This window comes from Microcoleus sp. FACHB-1515 (assembly GCF_014696105.1).
Taxonomy (GTDB): Bacteria; Cyanobacteriota; Cyanobacteriia; order Elainellales; family Elainellaceae; genus JAAUTJ01.
Map to the genome: position 1 here is coordinate 231,545 of NZ_JACJPO010000020.1, position 20,106 is coordinate 251,650.

The 20,106-nt window shown below is 53.8% G+C and carries 21 protein-coding genes; 8 read left to right on the top strand and 13 right to left on the bottom strand.

The window, feature by feature from the left end:
• Nucleotides 1-15: 15 nt before the first annotated feature.
• Entirely contained in the window at nt 16-756 is a 741-nt protein-coding gene (locus H6F67_RS06750) for a DUF2993 domain-containing protein (RefSeq protein WP_190764586.1), read from the top strand.
• Between the two features lie 142 nt (nt 757-898).
• Nucleotides 899-2,434: a metallophosphoesterase gene (locus H6F67_RS06755; RefSeq protein WP_190764587.1), complete on the top strand. Its 1,536-nt coding sequence runs from the start codon at nt 899-901 to the stop codon at nt 2,432-2,434.
• Between the two features lie 26 nt (nt 2,435-2,460).
• On the opposite strand, the gene H6F67_RS28060 is transcribed toward H6F67_RS06755, so the two are convergent.
• Nucleotides 2,461-2,589, bottom strand: coding sequence for a hypothetical protein (locus H6F67_RS28060; protein WP_277874562.1), 129 nt, complete (start codon nt 2,587-2,589; stop codon nt 2,461-2,463).
• Between the two features lie 184 nt (nt 2,590-2,773).
• On the opposite strand from H6F67_RS28060, the gene cysK reads away from it, so the two are divergent.
• Nucleotides 2,774-3,736 (top strand): cysteine synthase A, encoded by a 963-nt coding sequence (gene cysK, locus H6F67_RS06760; RefSeq protein WP_190764589.1) that lies wholly within the window; start codon nt 2,774-2,776, stop codon nt 3,734-3,736.
• A 69-nt stretch (nt 3,737-3,805) separates the two neighbouring features.
• Here the strand turns inward: cysK and H6F67_RS06765 are convergent, their stop codons facing one another.
• From H6F67_RS06765 to H6F67_RS06800, 8 genes are all read right to left on the bottom strand, one after another.
• Complete coding sequence (locus H6F67_RS06765) at nt 3,806-5,482, bottom strand: serine/threonine-protein kinase (protein WP_313926773.1); 1,677 nt, start codon at nt 5,480-5,482, stop codon at nt 3,806-3,808.
• A 10-nt stretch (nt 5,483-5,492) separates the two neighbouring features.
• The gene (locus H6F67_RS06770; RefSeq protein ID WP_190764591.1) at nt 5,493-6,146 is read right to left on the bottom strand and encodes a V4R domain-containing protein; all 654 of its coding nucleotides are present in this window, start codon (nt 6,144-6,146) and stop codon (nt 5,493-5,495) included.
• A gap of 19 nt (nt 6,147-6,165) precedes the next feature.
• Nucleotides 6,166-6,654: a hypothetical protein gene (locus tag H6F67_RS06775; RefSeq protein ID WP_190764593.1), complete on the bottom strand. Its 489-nt coding sequence runs from the start codon at nt 6,652-6,654 to the stop codon at nt 6,166-6,168.
• 22 nt (nt 6,655-6,676) lie between these two features.
• Nucleotides 6,677-6,952, bottom strand: a complete 276-nt coding sequence (locus tag H6F67_RS06780) for a hypothetical protein (RefSeq protein WP_190764595.1) — start codon at nt 6,950-6,952, stop codon at nt 6,677-6,679.
• The gene (locus tag H6F67_RS06785; RefSeq protein WP_190764597.1) at nt 6,949-7,620 is read right to left on the bottom strand and encodes a V4R domain-containing protein; all 672 of its coding nucleotides are present in this window, start codon (nt 7,618-7,620) and stop codon (nt 6,949-6,951) included. Before H6F67_RS06785 ends, H6F67_RS06780 begins: the two co-directional genes overlap by 4 nt.
• 66 nt (nt 7,621-7,686) lie before the next feature.
• On the bottom strand, nt 7,687-8,160 hold the full coding sequence (locus H6F67_RS06790) for a phycobilisome protein (protein ID WP_190764599.1): 474 nt from the start codon (nt 8,158-8,160) through the stop codon (nt 7,687-7,689).
• Between the two features lie 309 nt (nt 8,161-8,469).
• Nucleotides 8,470-8,955: a 2Fe-2S iron-sulfur cluster-binding protein gene (locus H6F67_RS06795; protein ID WP_190764601.1), complete on the bottom strand. Its 486-nt coding sequence runs from the start codon at nt 8,953-8,955 to the stop codon at nt 8,470-8,472.
• Entirely contained in the window at nt 8,955-9,704 is a 750-nt protein-coding gene (locus H6F67_RS06800; protein WP_190764603.1) for a hypothetical protein, read from the bottom strand. The genes H6F67_RS06795 and H6F67_RS06800 overlap by 1 nt, the downstream gene beginning before the upstream one ends.
• Before the next feature lie 238 nt (nt 9,705-9,942).
• On the opposite strand from H6F67_RS06800, the gene H6F67_RS06805 reads away from it, so the two are divergent.
• Genes H6F67_RS06805 through H6F67_RS06820 form a run of 4 tightly spaced genes read left to right on the top strand, consistent with a single transcriptional unit; the run spans nt 9,943 to nt 14,199 of the window.
• Complete coding sequence (locus H6F67_RS06805; RefSeq protein ID WP_190764605.1) at nt 9,943-10,953, top strand: LysR family transcriptional regulator; 1,011 nt, start codon at nt 9,943-9,945, stop codon at nt 10,951-10,953.
• Between the two features lie 36 nt (nt 10,954-10,989).
• Nucleotides 10,990-12,420 (top strand): serine/threonine-protein kinase, encoded by a 1,431-nt coding sequence (locus H6F67_RS06810; RefSeq protein ID WP_190764607.1) that lies wholly within the window; start codon nt 10,990-10,992, stop codon nt 12,418-12,420.
• A 55-nt stretch (nt 12,421-12,475) separates the two neighbouring features.
• Nucleotides 12,476-13,891: an ABC transporter substrate-binding protein gene (locus tag H6F67_RS06815; protein ID WP_190764608.1), complete on the top strand. Its 1,416-nt coding sequence runs from the start codon at nt 12,476-12,478 to the stop codon at nt 13,889-13,891.
• Nucleotides 13,892-13,929: 38 nt separating this feature from the next.
• Nucleotides 13,930-14,199 (top strand): hypothetical protein, encoded by a 270-nt coding sequence (locus tag H6F67_RS06820; protein ID WP_190764610.1) that lies wholly within the window; start codon nt 13,930-13,932, stop codon nt 14,197-14,199.
• Here H6F67_RS06820 and H6F67_RS06825 read toward each other — a convergent pair.
• On the bottom strand, nt 14,196-14,885 hold the full coding sequence (locus tag H6F67_RS06825; protein ID WP_190764612.1) for a Crp/Fnr family transcriptional regulator: 690 nt from the start codon (nt 14,883-14,885) through the stop codon (nt 14,196-14,198). The genes H6F67_RS06820 and H6F67_RS06825 overlap by 4 nt on opposite strands.
• A 422-nt stretch (nt 14,886-15,307) precedes the next feature.
• On the opposite strand from H6F67_RS06825, the gene H6F67_RS06830 reads away from it, so the two are divergent.
• Complete coding sequence (locus H6F67_RS06830; RefSeq protein ID WP_190764614.1) at nt 15,308-16,033, top strand: DALR anticodon-binding domain-containing protein; 726 nt, start codon at nt 15,308-15,310, stop codon at nt 16,031-16,033.
• A gap of 143 nt (nt 16,034-16,176) precedes the next feature.
• On the opposite strand, the gene H6F67_RS06835 is transcribed toward H6F67_RS06830, so the two are convergent.
• The 3 genes from H6F67_RS06835 to H6F67_RS06845 are packed head-to-tail and all read right to left on the bottom strand — an operon-like array spanning nt 16,177 to nt 20,101.
• A complete protein-coding gene (locus H6F67_RS06835; protein ID WP_190764616.1) occupies nt 16,177-17,637 on the bottom strand; it encodes a hypothetical protein in 1,461 nt (486 codons plus the stop codon).
• Nucleotides 17,637-18,881 carry an FAD-dependent oxidoreductase gene (locus H6F67_RS06840; RefSeq protein ID WP_190764618.1) on the bottom strand — a complete coding sequence of 415 codons (1,245 nt, stop codon included), beginning with the start codon at nt 18,879-18,881 and terminating at the stop codon, nt 17,637-17,639. Before H6F67_RS06840 ends, H6F67_RS06835 begins: the two co-directional genes overlap by 1 nt.
• A gap of 14 nt (nt 18,882-18,895) precedes the next feature.
• Complete coding sequence (locus tag H6F67_RS06845; protein ID WP_190764620.1) at nt 18,896-20,101, bottom strand: hypothetical protein; 1,206 nt, start codon at nt 20,099-20,101, stop codon at nt 18,896-18,898.
• Nucleotides 20,102-20,106 lie beyond the last annotated feature (5 nt).

Below are 20,106 nucleotides of genomic sequence, written 5' to 3' on the forward strand. Positions count from 1 at the left end.
GCGCGAACAAAAGCAATGTCAGACTTGCGGCCAGACGAACAGGTGATTTCCCAGGCGATCGAACTTGGCCTTTCCACCCAGATCGAAACTGCTGAAGATCTCAATGTCGAAGTTCACACCGACTTGCTGAAAGCCGCGCAGGGCGAAGCCGATTCGGTGGCGATCGACGGCAAGGGCGTGGTGCTGCAACCGGATGTGCGCGTTCAGCAAATGGAACTGAAAACCGATCGATTGGCGATCAATCCGCTCAGCGCCCTGTTCGGTCACGTTAAGTTGAAAGAACCGCTGAACGCTCAGGCGCGAATGGTGTTGACCAGTGCAGATCTCAATCGCGCCATGAACTCCGAGTTTGTGCAAAGCAAAATGACTGCGATCGATCTCCTGGTTGAGGGCGTGACAATTCCGATCGAGATGCAGCCGCCACTGGCGATCGACCTGAGCACGCCTGGAAAAATGCGGTTTAGCGGCACGATGCTGGCGCACTATCCGGATGGCACGCGGCCAACGAGTTTCACCGCAGTTTGCTGTCCGCGTCAAGGAAATCAGCCGCCACTACTCGAATCGTTTGACTGTCAGCCCGGACAGGGCGTCACCATTCCCTTTACGATCGCGCTGATGCAGAAAGCTCAAGATTTGCTCAAGTCGCCTTATCTGGCATTGGAAGGAATGATTCTGCATGTCAAAGAGTTGTCGATCGTGGATGACAGCTTGATTCTTTCCGGTGAAGCTCTGTTAGCAGAAATTCCCTCAATGTAATCGACGCTACAAACCGATCGACTTGTAATCGGCATTTCTGTCTAAAGAAGGAGCCGCCTGTAACTTAAGCTGTATCGCTGGCGGCAGCAGGCAGATTTATAGTTGAAAGGAACGTTCATTCGCGATCGAAAAGCCTTTAGCAATGCAATTTGTTACCGATCCGCCGATCGCTCTTAAAATTCGCAAAATGCGTCAGCGCGTCCGCTGGCAAGATCCGGTTGTGCGCGATCGCGGCATCGACCAAACGCGACTCGTGCTAGATAACGGCACCGACGATCCTGAATTCTCGTTTCTCGTCGTGGGCGACAGCGGATCGGGCGGACACCGAGGCCACAATCCCCAGCGGCGAATTGCCGAGTTGATGCTGGCACATCGCGATGCAGCGCGGTTTGTGCTGCACACCGGAGACGTGATCTATCTAGTCGGGTCGAGCGAATACTACCCCAGCAACTTCATCGAACCCTACCGCGAATTTTTGGTCGGTGGCGACAATCCCAAGCGGATCGCCTTTGACCAAATGGTGTTTAATCAGCCGTTTCTTCCGATTCCGGGCAATCACGACTACTACGATCTGCCGCTGGCCTACGGTTTTCTGGCGCAGGCCGCGCAGCCGCTTCGCTATCTCTTGCGATCGCGCCTTGATTTTGACATTGGCTGGCACGGTTCTGAGCAGGGCAAAGCCTACACTCGCGCCTTCATCGACTCGCTCGATCGCTTCCTGCTGCCCGGAGAGCTAGAGCGCCATCTCGATCGCCACTACACCGCCCAAACCGAAACAGGCCGCTGTTTGCGCTATGAACCGGGAAGCTTCACGCGCCTGCCCAATCGCTACTACACCTTTCGCTGCGGCGGCGTCGATTTTTTTGCGATCGACTCCAACACGTTCAACGATCCTGACCCGCTCGAATCCGATGACGACGTGAATCGGCTGCGGGCGCGAATTGCGGAACTCGAAGGCGAAAAGCAAGCGCTGATGGCCGAATCGACCAAGTTCGATCCGAATGTGACCGAAGAAGCCGATCGCCTCGATGACATTCAAGCGAAAATTCAGCAGCTTGATGAAATGATCAACGACATTGAAAAGCAGATGAAGAGCGATCGCGAGGTCACCGTTGACACCGAGCAGCTTGACTGGCTCAAAGACCGCCTGATCGCCTCCTGGCAAAATCCGGATGTGCGCGGTCGCGTCATTTTCTTTCACCATCCGCCCTACGTCACTGAGGCGACCAAGTGGTATCAGGCGCAAACGCTGGCGATCCGGCATCGGCTCAGGCGCGTCCTCAATGCCGTGTCGATCGAAGTTGAAAAACTGGCGGGCGATCGTCCCTTGGTCGATTTAGTGTTGAACGGTCACGCGCACTGTCTGGAATATCTCCGCACCGGAGACACCGGACACGCCGATTCCAACATGAACTGGATCGTGTGTGGCGGCAGCGGCTACAGTCTGCGTCGCCAGCGCGAAGAAGGCGCAGACCTGATGGAAGAAGGTCGGATGGTAGCGCGATCGAAGCTGTTTGTCGGTCGCAACGGCCAAGGCTCGTTTCGCCGCCGTCCCTATTCGTTTCTGCGGATCGACGTAAAGCCCGGAACGCCTCCGAGGTTTGTCGTTCGTCCGGGTGTGGCCGAACGCTTTCAGGGCAAATGGAACACCTACAATGTCGATCCGTTCGAGATTTGAGCGATCGCCGTTCAAACCGTCTTCATTCAGTTAAGGCGATCGATATAAAGTTTTACGCCCGTTTGGTGAATGTCGCAGCTTTGGCTGACATACGATTCGCTTGGTAGAAATCTTGGTGGCGCGAGGCGATCGCACCGCATTTTCTGCTCGCTCACAGACTGCTCTTCAACCTCGCGATCGAACAATTCATTGTCGTCGAACTAATATCAGTAATTCGATTGATGAACCGTAGTATATTGGCAGCAGTACTTGCGCTGGACTCGCCTCCAACCTAAGCTGCTGATACATCAGAGCGCTGCTCAATCGATTTTTGCAGTATTTCCCAAGTAACAAGACGCTATGCAAATTGCCAGAGACGTTACCGAACTGATTGGCCGCACGCCGCTGGTGCAGCTTAACCGCATTCCCCAAGCCGAAGCAGCAATAGCGCAAATCGTGCTCAAGCTCGAAAGCATGAATCCGGCAGCTTCGGTGAAAGACCGCATTGCTTTGAGCATGGTTGAGGCAGCAGAGCGATCGGGTTTGATTCTTCCTGGCGTAACCACATTAGTTGAACCCACGTCCGGCAACACGGGTATTGCGCTGGCAATGGTGGCGGCGGCTCGTGGCTATCGGCTGATTCTGACGATGCCCGACACCATGAGCGTTGAGCGACGCAGAATGCTCAGAGCGTATGGCGCAAAGCTGGAGCTAACGCCGGGAGTCAAAGGAATGCGGGGCGCGATCGTCCGTGCCCAAGAAATTGTCAGCGTCACGCCCAACGCCCATATGCTGCAACAGTTTCGCAATCCGGCCAATCCTCAGACTCACCGCGAAACAACGGCTGAAGAAATCTGGCAGGCCACAGAGGGCAAGGTTGATATTCTCATTGCCGGGGTCGGCACGGGCGGCACGATTACTGGAGTCGCAGAAGTGATCAAGGCGCGTAAACCCAGCTTTCAGGCGATCGCCGTTGAGCCAATCAGCAGCCCTGTTCTGTCTGGTGGTCAAGCGGGGTCGCACAAGATTCAGGGCATCGGTCCCGGATTTATTCCTGATGTTTATCGGCCTGACCTGATCGATGAAGTGATTACGGTGACGGACGAGCAGGCGATCGCCTATGGTCGCAGGCTGGCGAAAGAAGAAGGGTTGCTGTCGGGCATTTCAGCGGGAGCCGCTTTATTTGCTGCCATCAAGGTGGCGAAGCGGCCAGAGAATGCAGGCAAGCTAATTGTGATGATTCAACCGAGCTTTGGCGAGCGCTATCTTAGTACGCCCCTGTTCAAAGACCCAGATGAAGCCGAATGGCTCGATCGCGTTTAGCAAGTTTGATTCAGGCCTTGCTGACAGGCCGCTGGTCTCAGCCGATGTCACGATCGAGATGCATTCGCCTTACAGTCGTGCTGAGATTAACGTGCTGAAATCAAAGCGATACAAATGTCCAATTTCTGTTGACCAGGTGGCAATTTCAAGCTGAGAATCGATCGCGGCGATCACAGTTGGAGCGCCAATTCCGTCAATTTGTTCGCAGGGTTGTCCTTCCAAATCGAGCAAGACGATTTCACCCTGGGCACTGGCGCAGGCGTAGCCCCAAGCACCTGCGGCGATCGAGCAAGGGGCGATCGGCAGGTCAATTCGCTGAAGACGAAACGGCTTCACGTCGATCTGCAAAAGCTGGTTAGGCTGCTGGCGATCGATCGCCAAAAATTGACCTTGCGTCTGGCTAGGCGTGATTTGACTGAGCGCAGCAGCAATTTCAAAGCAGACCATCCGCCGACCTTGGCGCGTCCAAACTTCAATCTGCGTGTTGCTCTCATCTGCATGGCGGACGATCGCAAAATGCCGCGAACTGAGCATCACTACTTCAGCAGGTGATTCCAACACAGGACAAACGATCGATCGCCCTCCTGCCACCGTTTGAATTTTGATTGCTTCGGGTGAAACCGCAACAAACCAACGGCCATTCGGCGCGATCGCCACTTGAGTTTCAGGCGCGATCGAACGGATCAATTGCAGTTTGGTGGAGTCGATCGGCTGCAAATGTAATGCTGTTTTTGTCAGCACAAAGCAGCCTTGCGGACGCAGCAGCAGCGATCGAACAGGTTCCGGCACGATCGTCTCAGTTTTGTCTCGGTGCAGGCGAATTCCACGCGGCGAACTTGTCACCCAATAGCGATGCGATGCACTGGCAGCGAGGTAGTCAATCCGCTCTGAGAGCAGTTGCGCTGAGGCGGGGGCGATCGATCGTGGCAGCAGCAATGGCGAATTTTGTAGCTGTGAAGCTGCCTTCAGCAGTGCCGTCTGCATCTGTGCTGCTGAGTCAAAGCGTCGCGCCGGAAGTTTTTGCAGCGCAGTTTTCACAATGGATTGCAAGCAATCGGGAATCACCTCGGACAAATCGATCGAATCATTCAGATGGGCGGACATCAGTTCGAGCGGTGTACCGGAAAAAGGGCGATCGCCCGTGAGCAGTTCAAACAAAATTACGCCGACCGAGTAGAGATCCGATCGCACTGAATACTGACCGTAAAAGCGCTCAGGAGCCATGTAAGCAGGCGATCCGGTCTGCCCGCTGCCCGGATGATTGCATTCTTGACTGAGACGAGCAATCCCAAAGTCGCTGAGGCGGGCATTCCACCCGGTAGGCGCGATCGAGAGCAAAACATTTTCTGGCTTGATGTCGCAATGCACGATGCCGCGAGCGTGGGCATGATCGAGTCCAGCAAGAATATTGCACACAAGCTGAACGGCTTGTAAGGGTGGAATTCGCGTTTTGCTGAGGAGCGATCGCAGTGTGCCGCCTTCACAATAGTCCATCACGAGCGATCGACCTTGCGGCATGTGTTCGATCGCTCGACAAGCAACGATGTTGGGATGATCAACGCTCAGCAAAAACCGCAGTTCGCGCAAAAATTGACGAGTCGGAAATTGCGGCTCAAGCAGCTTGAGGGCAACCAGCCGACCTGTCGTGCAATGGACTGCACAATAGACGCGCCCATATTGTCCCTGACCAACCAGGCCAAGAATGCGGTATTGCGATCGATTCGAGGTGCGGCTCAGCAATTTCACTGGTCTTGAATTAAACGCACAACTGCTGCATGATTGCGTCGTGATCGAACTTCGTGATCAGCGGTTCAGCAGGCTCTAGCCGCTGCGCTAAGCCGAGGACGAAGTGATTGCGATCGGCTCCAAGAGATTCACAGGTCGTTTGGATGCAGTGCAAATCTTGTCCGGTAAGCTGGCTGAAAAAGGCGGCAAGAATACCCGCTTCGAGGAAGCAAACAGGCCGCGTACTGTTAGAAGCAAGCTGCGCGAAGGCCGAATTTTGAATTTTGGCGCTGAGAAATCCGCGTGGCTGATAGCTGAAGTCGAGTTCGATCGATCCCCAGCCGTGCGTTTGCCAGCACTGCTGAAGCGACTGGAGGAATTTGACCATCGGCAAATCAGCGATCGATCGTCCGTGATAGTTTGACAGTTCTTCGTGAAAGCGACGGTAGAAATTTTTGCCCCACCAGCGACCACAGTTCATCAGTACCAGCCGCGATGCTTGTCCGGTTTCCTTATCGAGTCCGCTATAAATCGCTTGAAGCAGCGTGGCGGGAAGGGCGATGAGGCGATCGCCCTGACGATTTTCGAGCAGTCCCATCTCGAGATCGCCGCGCAAGTAGGCGTCGGGCGCAAAGTAGCTGCTAGGAATGCGATCGTTGGTGAAGAGGTTGGCGACAGAGATCATGGCGGTGAAGGTGAAAGAGCTAGCGAGAGCCGTTTGTGGCGGCTGTTCCGGTGTGCAGTAGCGTCGTTTGTGCCAGCACGAGCATTGGCTTGAGGCGCTGCATTTGCTGGGGGGTCAAGGTTTGCTGAAGCTGCTGGTTGAGGCTGCGATAGAGGGACGTGTCGATCGCCTGCGTTTGATAGACCTGCATCGTTGGTGTCAGCCAGTGCAGCAGACGTCGCTGTAGATAAATTTCGTCGTCGAGCAGCATTGCCATTGCGCTAGCTCGCAGCAGGAGGAGGGCATGTTTGAGGCTGCGAGCTAGCGTGTCGATCGAAGTGCTGGGGAAGTCGCGCTGTAGCTGATCGGCGACACGCTGCATCAGGTCTAGCTCTTGGTCGCGCAAACTGCGGTAGGCGTCAAGTCGTTCGGGCAGCGAGGTGATGTACTGGTGAATGCTGCCAATCTCATCGGGCTTAAGATATCGATTTTCAGCTTCGTCAAATAGCTGGGTGAGTTGTGGGTGCATATGGGAATCCGGGGGTGGGGAATTAGAACAAAGCCGAGAAATCATCGAGCGTGAAGTTGCGATCGCTCGGCGGCAGTTCTGGCTCAGCGAGTGGGGCGATCGCTCCAGCTTTCCAGGCAAAGCCGCTGAAAAACTGCTGTACGCTCATGGTCAAATTGAACGGTTCATTCGGTCGATCGAACTGCAAGGCGGCGGGGCGATCGCTCCAGTTGAAGCTGGAAAAGACGGATTTGACCGAAGCTTGCAAGAGAGAAGGGTCAACGAGTTCGGCACTGCTGCGTAGCAAGGTGAAGGTCATTGCAGTTCTCCAGATCGGAGGCGCTTTTCGATATCGCGGGCGGTTGCGCCTTCGGTTTGCCAGAAGGTAGCGGCGTCGATGCGATCGCGTCCGCCCAACAAAAATTTGCAGTAGGTTTCGCCCATCGAGTAGCACTGAAGCTCAATGCAGCTAAGCTGTTTGCGAACCAGTTCGGTGAAGAAGCCGGAGAACAATCCGGCGTAGAGGTAGCAGACGGGTTTGCCGACATCACCCAGGGTGCGAGCAACGGCAGAATCGAACAGGTTGATGAACATGAAGCCTTGTTTGCGATCGCCCATGTCAACTTCCCAGCGTCCCCAGCCTTGGGCAGCAAGCGGCCACCACCAGGTTTCTAAAAGGAACATCAGGTTGGTTTGGCGAATCGATCGATCGAATTCTTTTTCAAACCAGGACTCGAAGAAAAAGGCGTCTTTTTGTCCCCACTCGCAGCCGATCGTATACATCGTGGCGGCGGCAGCATCGCCGACTTCGTCTTGCAGTCCTTCGACCAGTCCGATGATGAAGTCTTCAGTGGTGAGAATGTTTTGGCTGTCGTTCCAATCGACGATCGTGCCTTTGTCGGGGTCGAACTGAAAGAATTCACGAAAGCCGTAATGATTGTGCTTTTTGGGATTTCGCAGTTTGGGATGTGCGGTTGCCGTTGTCATCGAAGTTTCTAGAAGGGAATTATCAAGCTTGTTCAAAAAGTGCCCGATCGCAAAGGGAAACTAACGCTAGCTGATGCCGAGCGATCGGCGGTTGAGTTCGAGAATTGGGCAGAAGAGTTTGGCTTGGGGTGGGGTGAGGTGCTGTTTGACGATGTCCTGCATGAGTTCGTAGGTGACGTTGCAGGAACGCTGAGCGCCAAAGGCTTTCATTACGGTTTGCATCCAGAAGAGCAGACGATCGCGCAGGGTGTCGGGGTCGTTGAGGAGCATGGCGATCGCGGAGTAGCGCAAAACGCGGATCGTGTCACGCTTCCATTTGGCGGTGATGTCTTCGCTGCCGCTGCGGAATAGCGTCGGGTCGAGCGCTTGCATTTTGGTTTGAAGCTGCTGAATGATGGTGGCTTCGGCTGCTTGCAGTTTTTGGTAGGTTTGGGCGCGGAGGTGAAAGGTTTGGGCGATTTCGGTGAGGAATTGTAGTTCGGTGTCGGTGGCGTAGCGTCCGTCGATTTCTTGGCTGAGGTGTTGGAGTTGGCTCAACATCGTTTTTCCTCCTTTTTCAGGAACTCTTGGAAGTAGAATTCCCGGATGGGAAGGTGGAATCGCGATCGCCAATAGGCTTTCTCTTGTCAGGACTACTTTTGATTTCCGAGCCAGTGGAGGCTAGGGGCGTTGCCCCTCCTCCACACCTCCAACCCCAGCAGGGAGAGTGCCTTTCCCTGCACCCTACGCAAGGGATTGTCTGTGGGCTTCAATGTGGCGCTACGCATCTGCTTACCCGCCGCGTCCCTCGTTCCCGATCCTCCTGCCCTCTGCCTTTTGCCCTCTGCCCTCTGTCTCCATCCGATCGCCTTAAAAATTTCGTGTCTGCGAAAAATATTCGTTTAAGCGAAAGCTCGTGGTGTCTTTGATTTGGTTGAGGGTCGATCGCGTAATCAGCTTCCCTGCCTCTACAAGCACCTGACCTGTCACTGGATGGAGTAGATTCTGTTCGGCGCGGCGACCGATTAGGGCTTCGATGTCTTGGAGGGAATTGACGTACATCCCTGGTGGCAGTTCGACAACAACGCCGTTGCCCAAAACGCGGGCTTGGCAGGCGAGGCGCGAGTTGGTGTTGCAAGACGTGATTACTTCTAGGGTGCGCTGTTCGCGGCGGTTGATTGGGGTGAGCGCGTCCATGCCTTGCTGTACGAAGACGTGGCAGGTGGCGCACATGCCGCGTCCGCCGCATTCTTTGAGAACGTCGAGGTCTTTGTTGAGCAGAACGGAGAGGAGGTTGCCGTTGGTTTCGACGGAGGTTTCGATCGCAATTGGCTCTAGCCGGACGATTTTCGCCATTACAAAGAATCCTTTTGAGTTTCAGGGGAAAAAAGTAGGTGATACGACTGCGGATCAAGATTGTGCTGAATCAAAATCGGAAAGTCGCGGATGATTTTGGTGCCGCGATCGACAAATGTTGCTGCCCAAACTTGAATCTGCTGCTGAGTCTTGGCATTAATTCGGGTAGATGCACCTGTGAATTGAATGCAGGCCGTGCGATCGACCTCGAAGGCAGCCAGTTCTTGTTCAGTGGGGCGCGTAGCCTTCCAGTAGTTGCTGCTGACGGTTGCGCCAAGATAGCGGCTAGCAAGCTGACTCATTTGATTGAGCGCGTTGACGAGATCGGCGGGGTCGATCGCAGCTTCAGTCAATCGCTTTGGGTAGCGCTGCTCAGATAAGGTAATCGTTCCCGACAGCAGACGAAAGGTTGCGATCGCGCTGGCAAAATCTTGAAGTTCGAGTTTGAGTCGTTCAATCTGCGCGTGATGAACTGCGTCAAACTCAACGCTTGCTAGAATCAGCAGCACCAAGCCGTGAGCCAGCTTGTAGAGATGCACCTGATAGCGGACAAACTGAAATTCAAATCGCTCAAAATTGGCAGGCGTGGTGATCATCACCTGATGAATGCCTTGAGCTAGCATTTCGCGCTGTGGCAGGCTCAAGATTTGGTCAAGACCGCAAAAAAATGGACGCGATCGACCGTCCATGAGAGCAACGCCTGCAATTCCTGGTAAATTCAGAAAGTCTTGGACAACCTCCCGCTTCATAAGCCGCTTTAAAGATAGATTGATTGACTTTTCGTTTGAAATTTTTGCGGCGCAACGAAGCAGTTGGACAGGTGGAACAACTTTATTGCAGTTTGCGCCAATAAGGTTTACTGATGGGATATGGTTAGTTTGCGTTTACATGACCTGAGGCGGTCGCTCGCTTCAGCGCCGCAGTGCTACACACACCTGGAGGCATATTTTCGCCACAGGATTGTTCCTCTCAGGCTGAAAATTATCTATGTCTGACCTTCCTTTCACGCTGGATCAACTCCGCATTCTCAAGGCGATCGCCGCTGAAGGCAGCTTCAAACGCGCCGCCGATAGTCTATACGTCTCGCAGCCTGCCGTCAGCTTGCAGGTGCAAAACCTCGAACGCCAACTTGATGTGCCCCTGTTCGATCGCGGCGGCAGACGCGCCCAACTCACTGAGGCAGGTCATCTGCTCTTGAGCTATGGCGATCGCATCTTGACGCTGTGTCAAGAAACCTGTCGGGCGATCGAAGATCTGCAAAATCTGCAAGGCGGCACGCTGATTGTCGGCGCGAGCCAAACGACCGGAACATATTTGCTGCCCCGCATGATCGGCTTGTTTCGCCAGCGCTACAGCGATGTGGCCGTTCAGCTTCATGTGCATTCAACGCGCCGAACCGCTTGGAGCGTCGCCAATGGACAAATCGATCTGGCAATCATCGGGGGGGAAGTGCCTCCAGAACTACAAGAATCTCTCGAAATTATTCCCTATGCGGAAGATGAACTCGCACTGATTCTCCCAGTCGATCATCCGCTCGCTCGCAGTTCCGCGATTCAAAAAGATGACCTCTACAAGCTCAACTTCATCGCCCTCGACTCGCAATCGACGATTCGCAAAGTCATCGATCAGGTGTTGACGCGCTGCGGCATCGAAACGCGCCGCCTCAAAATCGAAATGGAACTGAATTCGATCGAGGCGATTAAAAACGCAGTGCAGGCCGGACTGGGCGCGGCGTTTGTCTCGATCAGCGCGATCGAAAAAGAGCTACAGATGGGCGTATTGCATCGCGCAGGGGTTGAAGATGTCGTCGTGACGCGAATGCTGTCGGTGATCATCAATCCAAATCGCTATCGATCGAAGGCCGCAGAAGCGTTTACGCAAGAAATTTTGCCGCAGTTTGCCACGCATATTCCCGCTGCCGATCGAACGGCGATCGTGCATGAAGTGCTAGATTCGCGTCCGCTAGAGCCGACTTCTTCACACTCAGCCGGAAGTTAGCACTTATAACAAAGGTAGAGCTAGCCCTTTACATTCATGGAAGTTTACTGCACTCGTCCGGGCTGTCCCCGTCCCGTCAACCAATTCGCTGACCTCGATGACAAAGAGACTCGTCAGCGAGTGCAGCAAAAATTCTGTACGACCTGCGGAATGCCGCTGATTTTGGTCGGCCACTACATTCCGCAAAAGCTGCTTGGCAAAGGCGGATTCGGAGCGGCGTTTTTGGGGCGCGATCGCTACACGCCCTCGATGCGCTATTGCGTCGTTAAGCAGTTTCAGCCCGCAGCCGATCTCAGCCCGCAGCAGCTTCAGGTTGCTCAAAGTTTATTCGAGCGTGAAGGCGAAGTGCTAGAGCAGCTTGGCAACAAGCATCCGCAAATTCCTGATTTGTTTTCGTTTTTTGAACTGGATGTGCCCAGCATGGGCGGCGGCAAGCCAACACGCTACTTTTACCTGGTGCAAGAATTCATCGATGGCAAAAACCTCGAAGAAGAACTCGCAGCCAAAGGTAAATTCAGCGAAGCCGAAGTGCAAGAAGTGCTGACTGAAACGCTGAAAGTTTTGCAGTATGTTCACGACAACGGCTCGATTCATCGCGACATCAAGCCGTCCAACATTATGCGTCATCGCAACGGACGGCTGTATCTGCTCGATTTTGGCGCAGTCAAGCAAAAAGTGGCACAGGGCGTTGGCTCACCAGGGAAATCAACAGGCATCTATACGCAGTGGTACGCTGCTCCAGAGCAAATGCGCGGCAACGAAGTTTATCCTTCATCTGACCTGTACGCGCTGGCCGTTACTTGTATCGCGCTGCTGACTGGAAAGGAGCCGGAAGATCTTTTTGATTCCTACAACAACCGTTGGAGTTGGCGTCAGTACGCGCAGGTGAGCGATCGCCTCGAAGCCGTCCTCAACCGAATGCTGCAACCCAATCCGGGCGATCGATTTGCCTCAGCCAACGACGTGCTAGCTGCCCTTACAACTCCCACGCCACCGCCGACTGCTCCACCCACTCAGGTTCCCGTTTCCCCGCCTGTCGTTTCGCCGCCCCCGATTTCCCCACCCGGAACGCCGCCTCAACCACCCATTTCTCCGCCAGTTGCATCGCCACCTCAATTTTCGACGCTGGAGTTGCTAGGCAATGCGGCGTTCACCGGATTTGAAGGCGGACTGTTGGGCATTGCCGCGTTGAGCGTATTGGGAACGACGCTGATCGGCTCTGGCTTTTGGCTTGTCCTCCTTGGAGCGTTGGTCTTTCTGCAAAACCGCCGCACGATCGAAGGCAAAGATTTTCTAATCATTAGTGCGATTACCTTGGCGGTGGTTTGGTTTGTTCCGGCTTTGCGGGATGTGGTCAGCGCGAATGCAGCGGGGGTCGTTGTCATTGCAGCGATGGCAGGACTTGTGGCGATCGCAATCATGGCCGTATTCCAAATTATCTATAAGCTGCTCTCTCGCATCCTTTAGGAGTCGAGCGGTCTGGATGTGTATGATCAATACACTTCCGCGATTCACCGCTGCCATGTCCACCAAACCGAAAAACGAAACGCTGATCCTGTTCCTTGCGCTGCTGATTACAGGCGTTCTGATCGCGCTTGGGCTAGGATTCTTTCGCAATCAAATCCCCGGCCTCAGTGGAAATAGCGGAACGGGCGGCACCGGAGGAAGCGGAGGAAGCTCGATCGAACAGGTGAGCGATCGACTCAGCACAGGCGATCGCATTTTGGTTTCCGACGATGTCACACCCGATAAGCAGGCGGGCATCGACGCAATTAAAGCGGGCAATTTTGGCGAAGCGGTGACTCGGTTAGAAGCGTCGTTGCGATCGCGACCCAACGATCCCGAAGCGCTGATCTACCTCAACAACGCGCGGATCGGCACGAATCGATCGTATGAAATTGCGGTTTCTGTGCCGATCGGCAGCGACATCAACGGCGCAAAAGAAATGCTGCGCGGCGTCGCCCAAGCACAAAATGCCGTTAATCAGGCGGGCGGCATTGGCAACGTTCCGCTGAAGGTACTCATCGCGAACGATGACGACAGTGCGGATACGGTCAAGGAGGTAGCAGCCGCTTTAGTAGCCGATCCAGATGTGCTAGGCGTGGTGGGTCACTTTGCCAGCGACACGACGATCGCCGCCTCAGAAGTCTACACGCAGGGAAAACTCGTTTCAATTTCGCCCGTCAGTACGTCTGTGAAGCTCTCTGGCCTCAGTCCCTACACCTTCCGCACCGTACCGAGCGACTACGTGGCCGCTCGCGCGCTCGCCAACTACATGCAAACCACGCTGAATGAGCAGCGATCGGCAGTTTTCTTCAATTCTCAAAGCGGCTACAGTCAGTCGCTCAAATCGGAATTTGTCACGGCTCTGTCTCTCGGAGGCGCACAGGTAACAAACGAATATGATTTGTCGCAGGGCGGCTTCAGTCCGGCTCAAAGCGTCAATGAAGCGATCGCACAGCAGGCAACGGTTCTCGCTCTGTTTCCCAATTCCGGCTTGCTCGATCGCGCTTTGCAAGTCGCCGAAGTCAACGGCAATCGCCTCAAGCTGCTCGGCGGCGATGATGTCTATTCACCGAAAACGCTCGAAGTCGGTGGGGCTTCTGCCGTTGACATGATTGTTGCAGTTCCCTGGCACGTCCTGGCGCATCAGGGCACACCGTTTGTGAACGAATCACGTCAGCTTTGGGGTGGCGATGTCAACTGGCGCACGGCAATGACGTATGACGCTGCTGCGGCTTTGATTGCCGCTTTGGGACGTAACCCGACTCGTGACGGGGTTGAGCAAGCCTTGCGATCGCCCGATTTCTCGGCTCAAGGTGCGTCGGAAACGGTGCGGTTTTTGCCTTCGGGCGATCGCAATCAGGGCGTGCAGCTTGTCACAGTCAAAACCGGAAATCGATCGGGCTTTGGCTACGATTTTGTGCCGATTCCTTAATCTAGGCGTAACCCAAATTCGCAACTTGCCGTTGTACTGTGAAGTCATTGGCGATCGGACGGCAATCAGGTCAGTTTGTCGCGCCCTATCAGGGGCAAATTTTTCTGTCGCCGCAGTGTCCAGGTCAGCGGACGCAGCTTGACCTGGACGCGCTGCGCGATAACTATCCGCTGACGCGCCGACTGTTTGTGATCGTGAAGCAAAACGGCCAGTCCGATCAGCAAGCAGGCGAGGCGTATGCCAACCTGCTGCTGACAAGGCAGGGACAAGACCTGTTGAGGCAAGCAGGCTTTGTCCCGATTCGTTAGCGCTGAAGCACAGCCGACTCCGCTGGGATGCACAACAGATTATCGCCATACGATCGAATCAAGCCGCGCTGCCGCAATTTACCCATCAATCGCGTGACGGTGACGCGCGTTGAACCGATCGCGCTGCCAATCTGAGCATGAGTGAGCGCCCAAGGCAGGCAGTAGCCTTCCTCACAAGGTTCGCCAAACTCTTCGATCAGCAGCGTCAGGAAACCGAGGAGGCGATCGATCGTTCGCCTTTGACCCAAAGTGCTCAGCCACAACAGTTTGCGCTGATGTTGATAGCGAAAGGCGTCTAGCACTTCACGACGGAAGTGCGGCCAGTTGTCTAAATCATGCCAGTAGAGCCAGATCACCGCTGTTTGATCGACATGGGCGAAGCTTTGCAGCGTGAATGGAGACTGCGAAACAATCTCAAATGGTTGACCCGCACCCACAAAGCCCAAAAATGCTTCTTCGGAGTTGATGCGGGGCAAGCGCGAATTGCTCGGCGTGGCGCTGACTTGGGCTTCACCCACCAAGCGCACAGCGCCCCGCTGTACCAGATAGAGCAAACCGGGGCGCGTCGGAATCTTTTCGTCTTTGGCAAACGTGCGACAGCGATAATGCTCTTGCGCCCAGTCGAGAATGCGCTGCCAAGTCAGAAACGGTCTTGCGGTCTCGGATTGTGTGTTCACTGAGTACATAGGGGTTCACTGAGTACATAGGGAGAGTTCAAGGTAGTCCGTCAAGAAGCTGCTAGCCGCAACTGGCTGAGCGCACCGCGCATTCGACACAACTTCTCAAATCGGCTTTATTTGGGACACGGTAGAACTAGCTTAACTTCATCGCTTTTTATTAAAGTAGGGAAAAGTACGGACAGATGTGCATTTTGTCACATTTCTACAGTTGCAGACTACGATCGCGCTATTTTCCCTGATTAAGTTTTATCCGTTCTTTGCAAAATTGGCGCATTTAAGTTGTGAATTGATCCACGCTGTCTGCTTATCCTACGCGATCGTGCGGAGTCTGGCGATCGCGCTGTTGCAAGCCCAGTCTAATGTCTGCAAAAATACCGAGCTGGTCAAACCAAACTTGTAAAGATTTTTTTCAAACTCGCTCATTTGCTTTGTCCCTGAGCCGATCGATCGCGACTTCGCTTTGCGAACCCATTGCGCCACTTCGCCGCCACTCTGCCCAGTGGCCGATTTGCTACGAAAGCGCGATCGCCCGCAAACTCGCCGCCCAGCAGCAGCGATCGCCCGCAGTTGTAGCTGCCGAAATTGCCGCCACTGTTACGGTGGTCGAAGGCTGGCAGATTCACACCAGTCCATCCGGTCTTCTCCGCCTTCAGGCCAGCGAACCGAACATTGCGGCTGAATTACAGCGATTGCTGGCCGTTCCAACAGGCTGCACGTCCGAACTGCATGTTGAGCGATCGCGTCCGCCTGACCAGCTTTTTCGCGTGCAGTACGTTCATGCCCGCTGCTGGATGCTGCTGCAATCGGCAGGGCGAGAAGGTTGGTTTGAGCGATCGCTGCCGCCGCCTGCACTGCCCTGGCTAACGCGCAAGGGTAACTTGCGGCTGCAACAGCAGGCTGAGCGGCAAGCGATCGGCTTGCTGTTTGATGCGGTTGATGCGCTGGCTTTGGAGCAGACGAGCGATCGACTGTGGAAACAAGCGGTTAGCCTTAGCTGCCAGCTTGACGCCTTTCATGCCGCCTGCCGAATCTGGAGCGAATTTAAAGAAGATTTACCTTTGGCACAAGCACGGTTGGGCTTAACCTGGGCAGGCCAACAACTGCTGCAAGTGCTGCTCAACGCTCTAGATCTGGATGCGCCAAAATTGCTCTAGGTTGCGTTTTGTCATATCTGCGACATATTTCCTACAAAAGGGTGACAAATCAAGAGGAGTCTGCTACTGTATTGGAGTGTGAGGAGCGAACCAGCAAGAGCGCCGAGACGAAACACGGTCAGTCGTCGGCGCTCTTTCTGCATCTATACCGTCCTCAGCAGCAAATAGCTTCCTTCGCGGACAGTCTGCCCGATCGACTGCAATCCTTTCACCGTCAGTTCGTGAGCCGTGTAGCCACTCGCCGCTAAAGTTTGCTCAAAATCTTGCCAGTTTGAAAATCCAGTTTTGACCTCACAAAGCAGATTGGGAGCTGTGCGATCGCTTCTCAAAGCCAACAGCAACCGAACCGCTTGATCGATCGGCAGCTTCAATAACTTTGGCGATTCAACCAACAGGCGATCGATCAGCGTGGCGTCCACTTCTGCTTGCGTCGCTTGCACCTGAGGAAAACGATTGAGGCGAATGGTTTCGAGTAGCTGTGCGTAATGATCACAGTTTGATTCGATCGCAATGACTTTACCGCGATCGCCTACTGTCTTCGCTGCTAGTGCCACAAAGTAGCCAATTTCAGCATCTAAATCGACAAAACTATCCCCAGGCTGCAACAGTTGCATCAGCAGTTGTGACGCTGCTGGCTGATAGTATCTTCCCTGCTGAAAGGCCAGTAGCATTTGCTGCTGCTTCGGTAGGTTCGGCTTCAAAAGCAATTTGCATTCGGTTTGATTGGGCAAATGAAGATTGGCGATCGTGGGCTGAATCGATTCGCTACGCGAGTCTAAGGAGCGAACAGGTAGCGGCGTTTCTTCTACGAAAATGCTGGCTTCTCCCATCAGCGCTAGACCGGATTTTAAAGATTGCAACGGCAAATTCATCTGCTGCATTAATCGCCGTGCATCCGTTTCGCGATAGGGCGCAGTGCGGCTAAACAAATTCATGTCTCGACGCACCGCAGGCTTAAGCTGCCCTTCTGAATTGACCTGCTTCCATTCATAGGTTGCGTCAATTTCAGATTTGCCATAGCTCCAGTGCAAATGCTCAGTTAAAACATTTGGAATATAGTGCAGTCGATCGAGCCGCTGCGCTAAATCCATAATCCACAAATCATCATACAAACATTCAAACAGTCCAGTGGTGAAATACCCTAAGGTTAAACACCAGCGACGACTGACGATCGGAAACGTGCATAGCTTCGCGCCCCAGTGTCCATCATTAAACCAGGCACAAAAAATTTCATCTTCAAATCGCTGAATTTCTGATAGTAATCGATCGTCCCACCCTGTTGTATTGTAAGTTTGATCGTCTGCCGCCATAACCAGTAAGTCACCTTGACTGCGAGCAGCTAATTCGTTCCAAGCTTTAGAAATTCCGATCGGTTCGCCAATCATCAAAGCGCAGCGCAAAAATCGATCGAACTGCGATTTGTGTTGCTGAAAGGCTTGAATATAATTAGTCTGTTCAGCGTCGTTGTTATCGACATAGAACAGCAGTTCGACTCGCTTCGGTTGGCTGGCAGTTTGCAGAACGCTCAAGGCTAATCGAACTGCTTGCTCGGGTCGTCCTCGCGTCGGTGCGAGCAGTGAAATTGTGGCGTTTGCGTTCAGCATTAGCGCACTCCTACAGGTCGAATAGGCACAGCTTGAAATAGCGATCGAAACAGCTTCATTGCTTCCCAGATGCAAACATCACTGTTGAAATATTGCCACTGTCCCCATCGACCGAGGCCGAAAATTTGACGATCGCGCATGTAGCTCAAAACGCGATCGATCGCCTGCGCCCGACCGAGCGTCGGAATGGGATAAGCATATTCATTGTGGTGAAAATAAACGACATCCGTTGAAGTAGACCAGCGCTTTTGATTCGTCTCAAAATACACGCCATCTTTGCGGCTGTGCGGCGCAAAATTGTGAATAAAGAAGCGGCGGTGATGACGTAAATTCAGATCAGGTTCATAAATCCAGTGTGCTGTGAGATGCTTCGGTTGCTCATGCAGAGAAACGGTAATTGAGTTGTGCTGAAGCTGAGCGATCGATCGCTCAATCTCTGGTGAAGCAAATTCAAAATTCAGCTTTGACCAGGGAACGGTATTAATCACGATCGCCGCTTCAAATTCATCATTCACGATAATTCTTTCACTAAAAATTGCCACATTGATCGCTGGCGTATTGAGTTGAATGTGATTTTGAACGGGACGAGCGATCGCGTCAAAAACAGTTTGAAAGCCGCCTTGCTTGGGATAGTAAAATCCTTCGTGGCTGGGCATCTTTCCGCTGGGTGCTTGCTGATGTTTGCAGGCGAACATAATTTCTTCTAGATTCAATCTCGGAATCTTGCTCAGCCAGTCGATGTCAAGTTCTTGCGGAGAAACGCCCCAGATTTTTGTGTTGTAGGGAATCATGTAGCTGTCGGCAATTCGATCGCCCAGTTTCCAGCGCACCCAGTCCTCAAAATGTTGGGGAGCAGGTAAACCTCGCGACTCGCCGTTTTGCAAAACGCTGTTGAGAAATTCGGTTTGCAGCGCGATCGGAAGCTGCCACAAATTGCTTTCGATCGGGTAATCAATTTCGTGATTTTCGATCGCCAGCTTTGACACTCGTGTAAAGAAATTAAATTCGCTTTTGGGCAAGTGGGCAAAGACAAAATCATACACTTCTGGATATTTTGTGCATAAAAAATGTCCGCCGCCGATGTCAAGCCAGTGCCCGTCAATGTGGCGTGTCCGGCAGAGTCCACCTGCTTCACCAGCAGCTTCTAGTAAAACAAAATCATGCAGCCCAGCTCGCTGCATCAGCCGCGCAAATGCGACGCCGCTGATGCCGCTGCCCAAAATCACAACCTGATAAGATTTCACCAGTAAAACTCCGCCTATTTTAAGAAAGCTTGTTTAATTTGCATGAGGCGATCGGGCGTTGAAACCTGCACGCCACTCGGATTGGGAATCGGGACGGACTGCGGCTGCGATCGAATGCGATCGACCTGTTCAATGATATCTACGTCGGGACGGATCACGGCGAGGCGCGGACGAAACGGCGCGAGCCAAGTAAACGCATGGCTGACAACTTCTTGTTCAATCAGCGTCGGAATTTGCAGCCACGCCATCAAATCGGCCCAGCCGCTATCGGGCGCAAACATCACCTGACACTGCCGCAAAAAGCCAAGTTCACGCCGCAGCAAATTCTCCACGCCGCGATCGGCAGTGTGAATGAATCCCGCTGGCAAATAAGCGCCCTGCGGATGCCCGTAGATCAAAATCGGCAGTTGCAGATGTGCGGCGGCTCGCTTTGCCCAGGTGAGGACGCGCTCCGGATTGGAATTGCGATCGGGCGACCACTCGGAACGCGATCGCAACTGCACCCCGATGTGGAGATCGCAAGTGGCGATCGGCTGCTCAAAGGCATGAGGTCGATAGCTAGGCACCACGATGTTCGTGAAGTCGGCCAGATGCTCGTAGCTCAAGAAATTCGTTACCGAAAGCAGCGTTGTATCCCAAGCGGTGAGCGGACGATCGCGCCGAAGCAAATAAGGCGCAAACAGCGATCGCAATTCGGATTCAAACTGCGCTTCCTGCACCAAATCGCGAATGTTCTCAACGTTAAGACGAATCGCTTGGGCGAGTTGCGAGTCGATCGTCAAGCTGGCAGGGGCGGGCTGTGCCGAGGCCGCAGGGGGAATGTGATAGCTCAATCCTAATCGCACCGCTCCGTATTTTTGCAGCAGCACGCTTTCCTGTGCAAAATAGGCCGAATCGACGATCGCCGTTTCTGGCGGATACAAATCCGGTCGTTTGGCAAGAATTTTCCAGCCGGATCGCAGCCAAGGTTCAACACGACCGAGAAACGATCGCACTTCGTGCCCCAACTCTCCCCCAAACGGCGGCAGAATCAAGGGTGCATCCGAAACGGGCACGATGGCTTCACCACCTTCGGGCGCAGGGCGATCGGCTGGCAGCGATTTGAGTAGGGTTCTGAGAAACTGGCGGAGGGCGATCGCGTTCATCACAGGGAGTTGGACGGAGCGGCGGCTGGAGTGGTAAAAAAGCGGGCATCCAGTGAACCGGACACCCGCTTGCATCAATC

Excerpts from the sequence above, each read along its gene's own strand:
- H6F67_RS06750 (WP_190764586.1), top strand. The coding sequence starts at position 16 with ATGTCAGACTTGCGGCCAGACGAACAGGTGATTTCCCAGGCGATCGAA.
- H6F67_RS06800 (WP_190764603.1), bottom strand. The coding sequence starts at position 9,704 with ATGAAGCGGGAGGTTGTCCAAGACTTTCTGAATTTACCAGGAATTGCA.
- H6F67_RS06810 (WP_190764607.1), top strand. The coding sequence starts at position 10,990 with ATGGAAGTTTACTGCACTCGTCCGGGCTGTCCCCGTCCCGTCAACCAA.
- H6F67_RS06785 (WP_190764597.1), bottom strand. The coding sequence starts at position 7,620 with ATGACAACGGCAACCGCACATCCCAAACTGCGAAATCCCAAAAAGCAC.
- H6F67_RS06815 (WP_190764608.1), top strand. The coding sequence starts at position 12,476 with ATGTCCACCAAACCGAAAAACGAAACGCTGATCCTGTTCCTTGCGCTG.
- H6F67_RS06835 (WP_190764616.1), bottom strand. The coding sequence starts at position 17,637 with ATGCTGAACGCAAACGCCACAATTTCACTGCTCGCACCGACGCGAGGA.
- cysK (WP_190764589.1), top strand. The coding sequence starts at position 2,774 with ATGCAAATTGCCAGAGACGTTACCGAACTGATTGGCCGCACGCCGCTG.
- H6F67_RS06780 (WP_190764595.1), bottom strand. The coding sequence starts at position 6,952 with ATGACCTTCACCTTGCTACGCAGCAGTGCCGAACTCGTTGACCCTTCT.
- H6F67_RS06755 (WP_190764587.1), top strand. The coding sequence starts at position 899 with ATGCAATTTGTTACCGATCCGCCGATCGCTCTTAAAATTCGCAAAATG.
- H6F67_RS06845 (WP_190764620.1), bottom strand. The coding sequence starts at position 20,101 with ATGCAAGCGGGTGTCCGGTTCACTGGATGCCCGCTTTTTTACCACTCC.
- H6F67_RS06775 (WP_190764593.1), bottom strand. The coding sequence starts at position 6,654 with ATGCACCCACAACTCACCCAGCTATTTGACGAAGCTGAAAATCGATAT.
- H6F67_RS06795 (WP_190764601.1), bottom strand. The coding sequence starts at position 8,955 with ATGGCGAAAATCGTCCGGCTAGAGCCAATTGCGATCGAAACCTCCGTC.
- H6F67_RS06790 (WP_190764599.1), bottom strand. The coding sequence starts at position 8,160 with ATGTTGAGCCAACTCCAACACCTCAGCCAAGAAATCGACGGACGCTAC.
- H6F67_RS06825 (WP_190764612.1), bottom strand. The coding sequence starts at position 14,885 with ATGTACTCAGTGAACACACAATCCGAGACCGCAAGACCGTTTCTGACT.
- H6F67_RS06805 (WP_190764605.1), top strand. The coding sequence starts at position 9,943 with ATGTCTGACCTTCCTTTCACGCTGGATCAACTCCGCATTCTCAAGGCG.
- H6F67_RS06770 (WP_190764591.1), bottom strand. The coding sequence starts at position 6,146 with ATGATCTCTGTCGCCAACCTCTTCACCAACGATCGCATTCCTAGCAGC.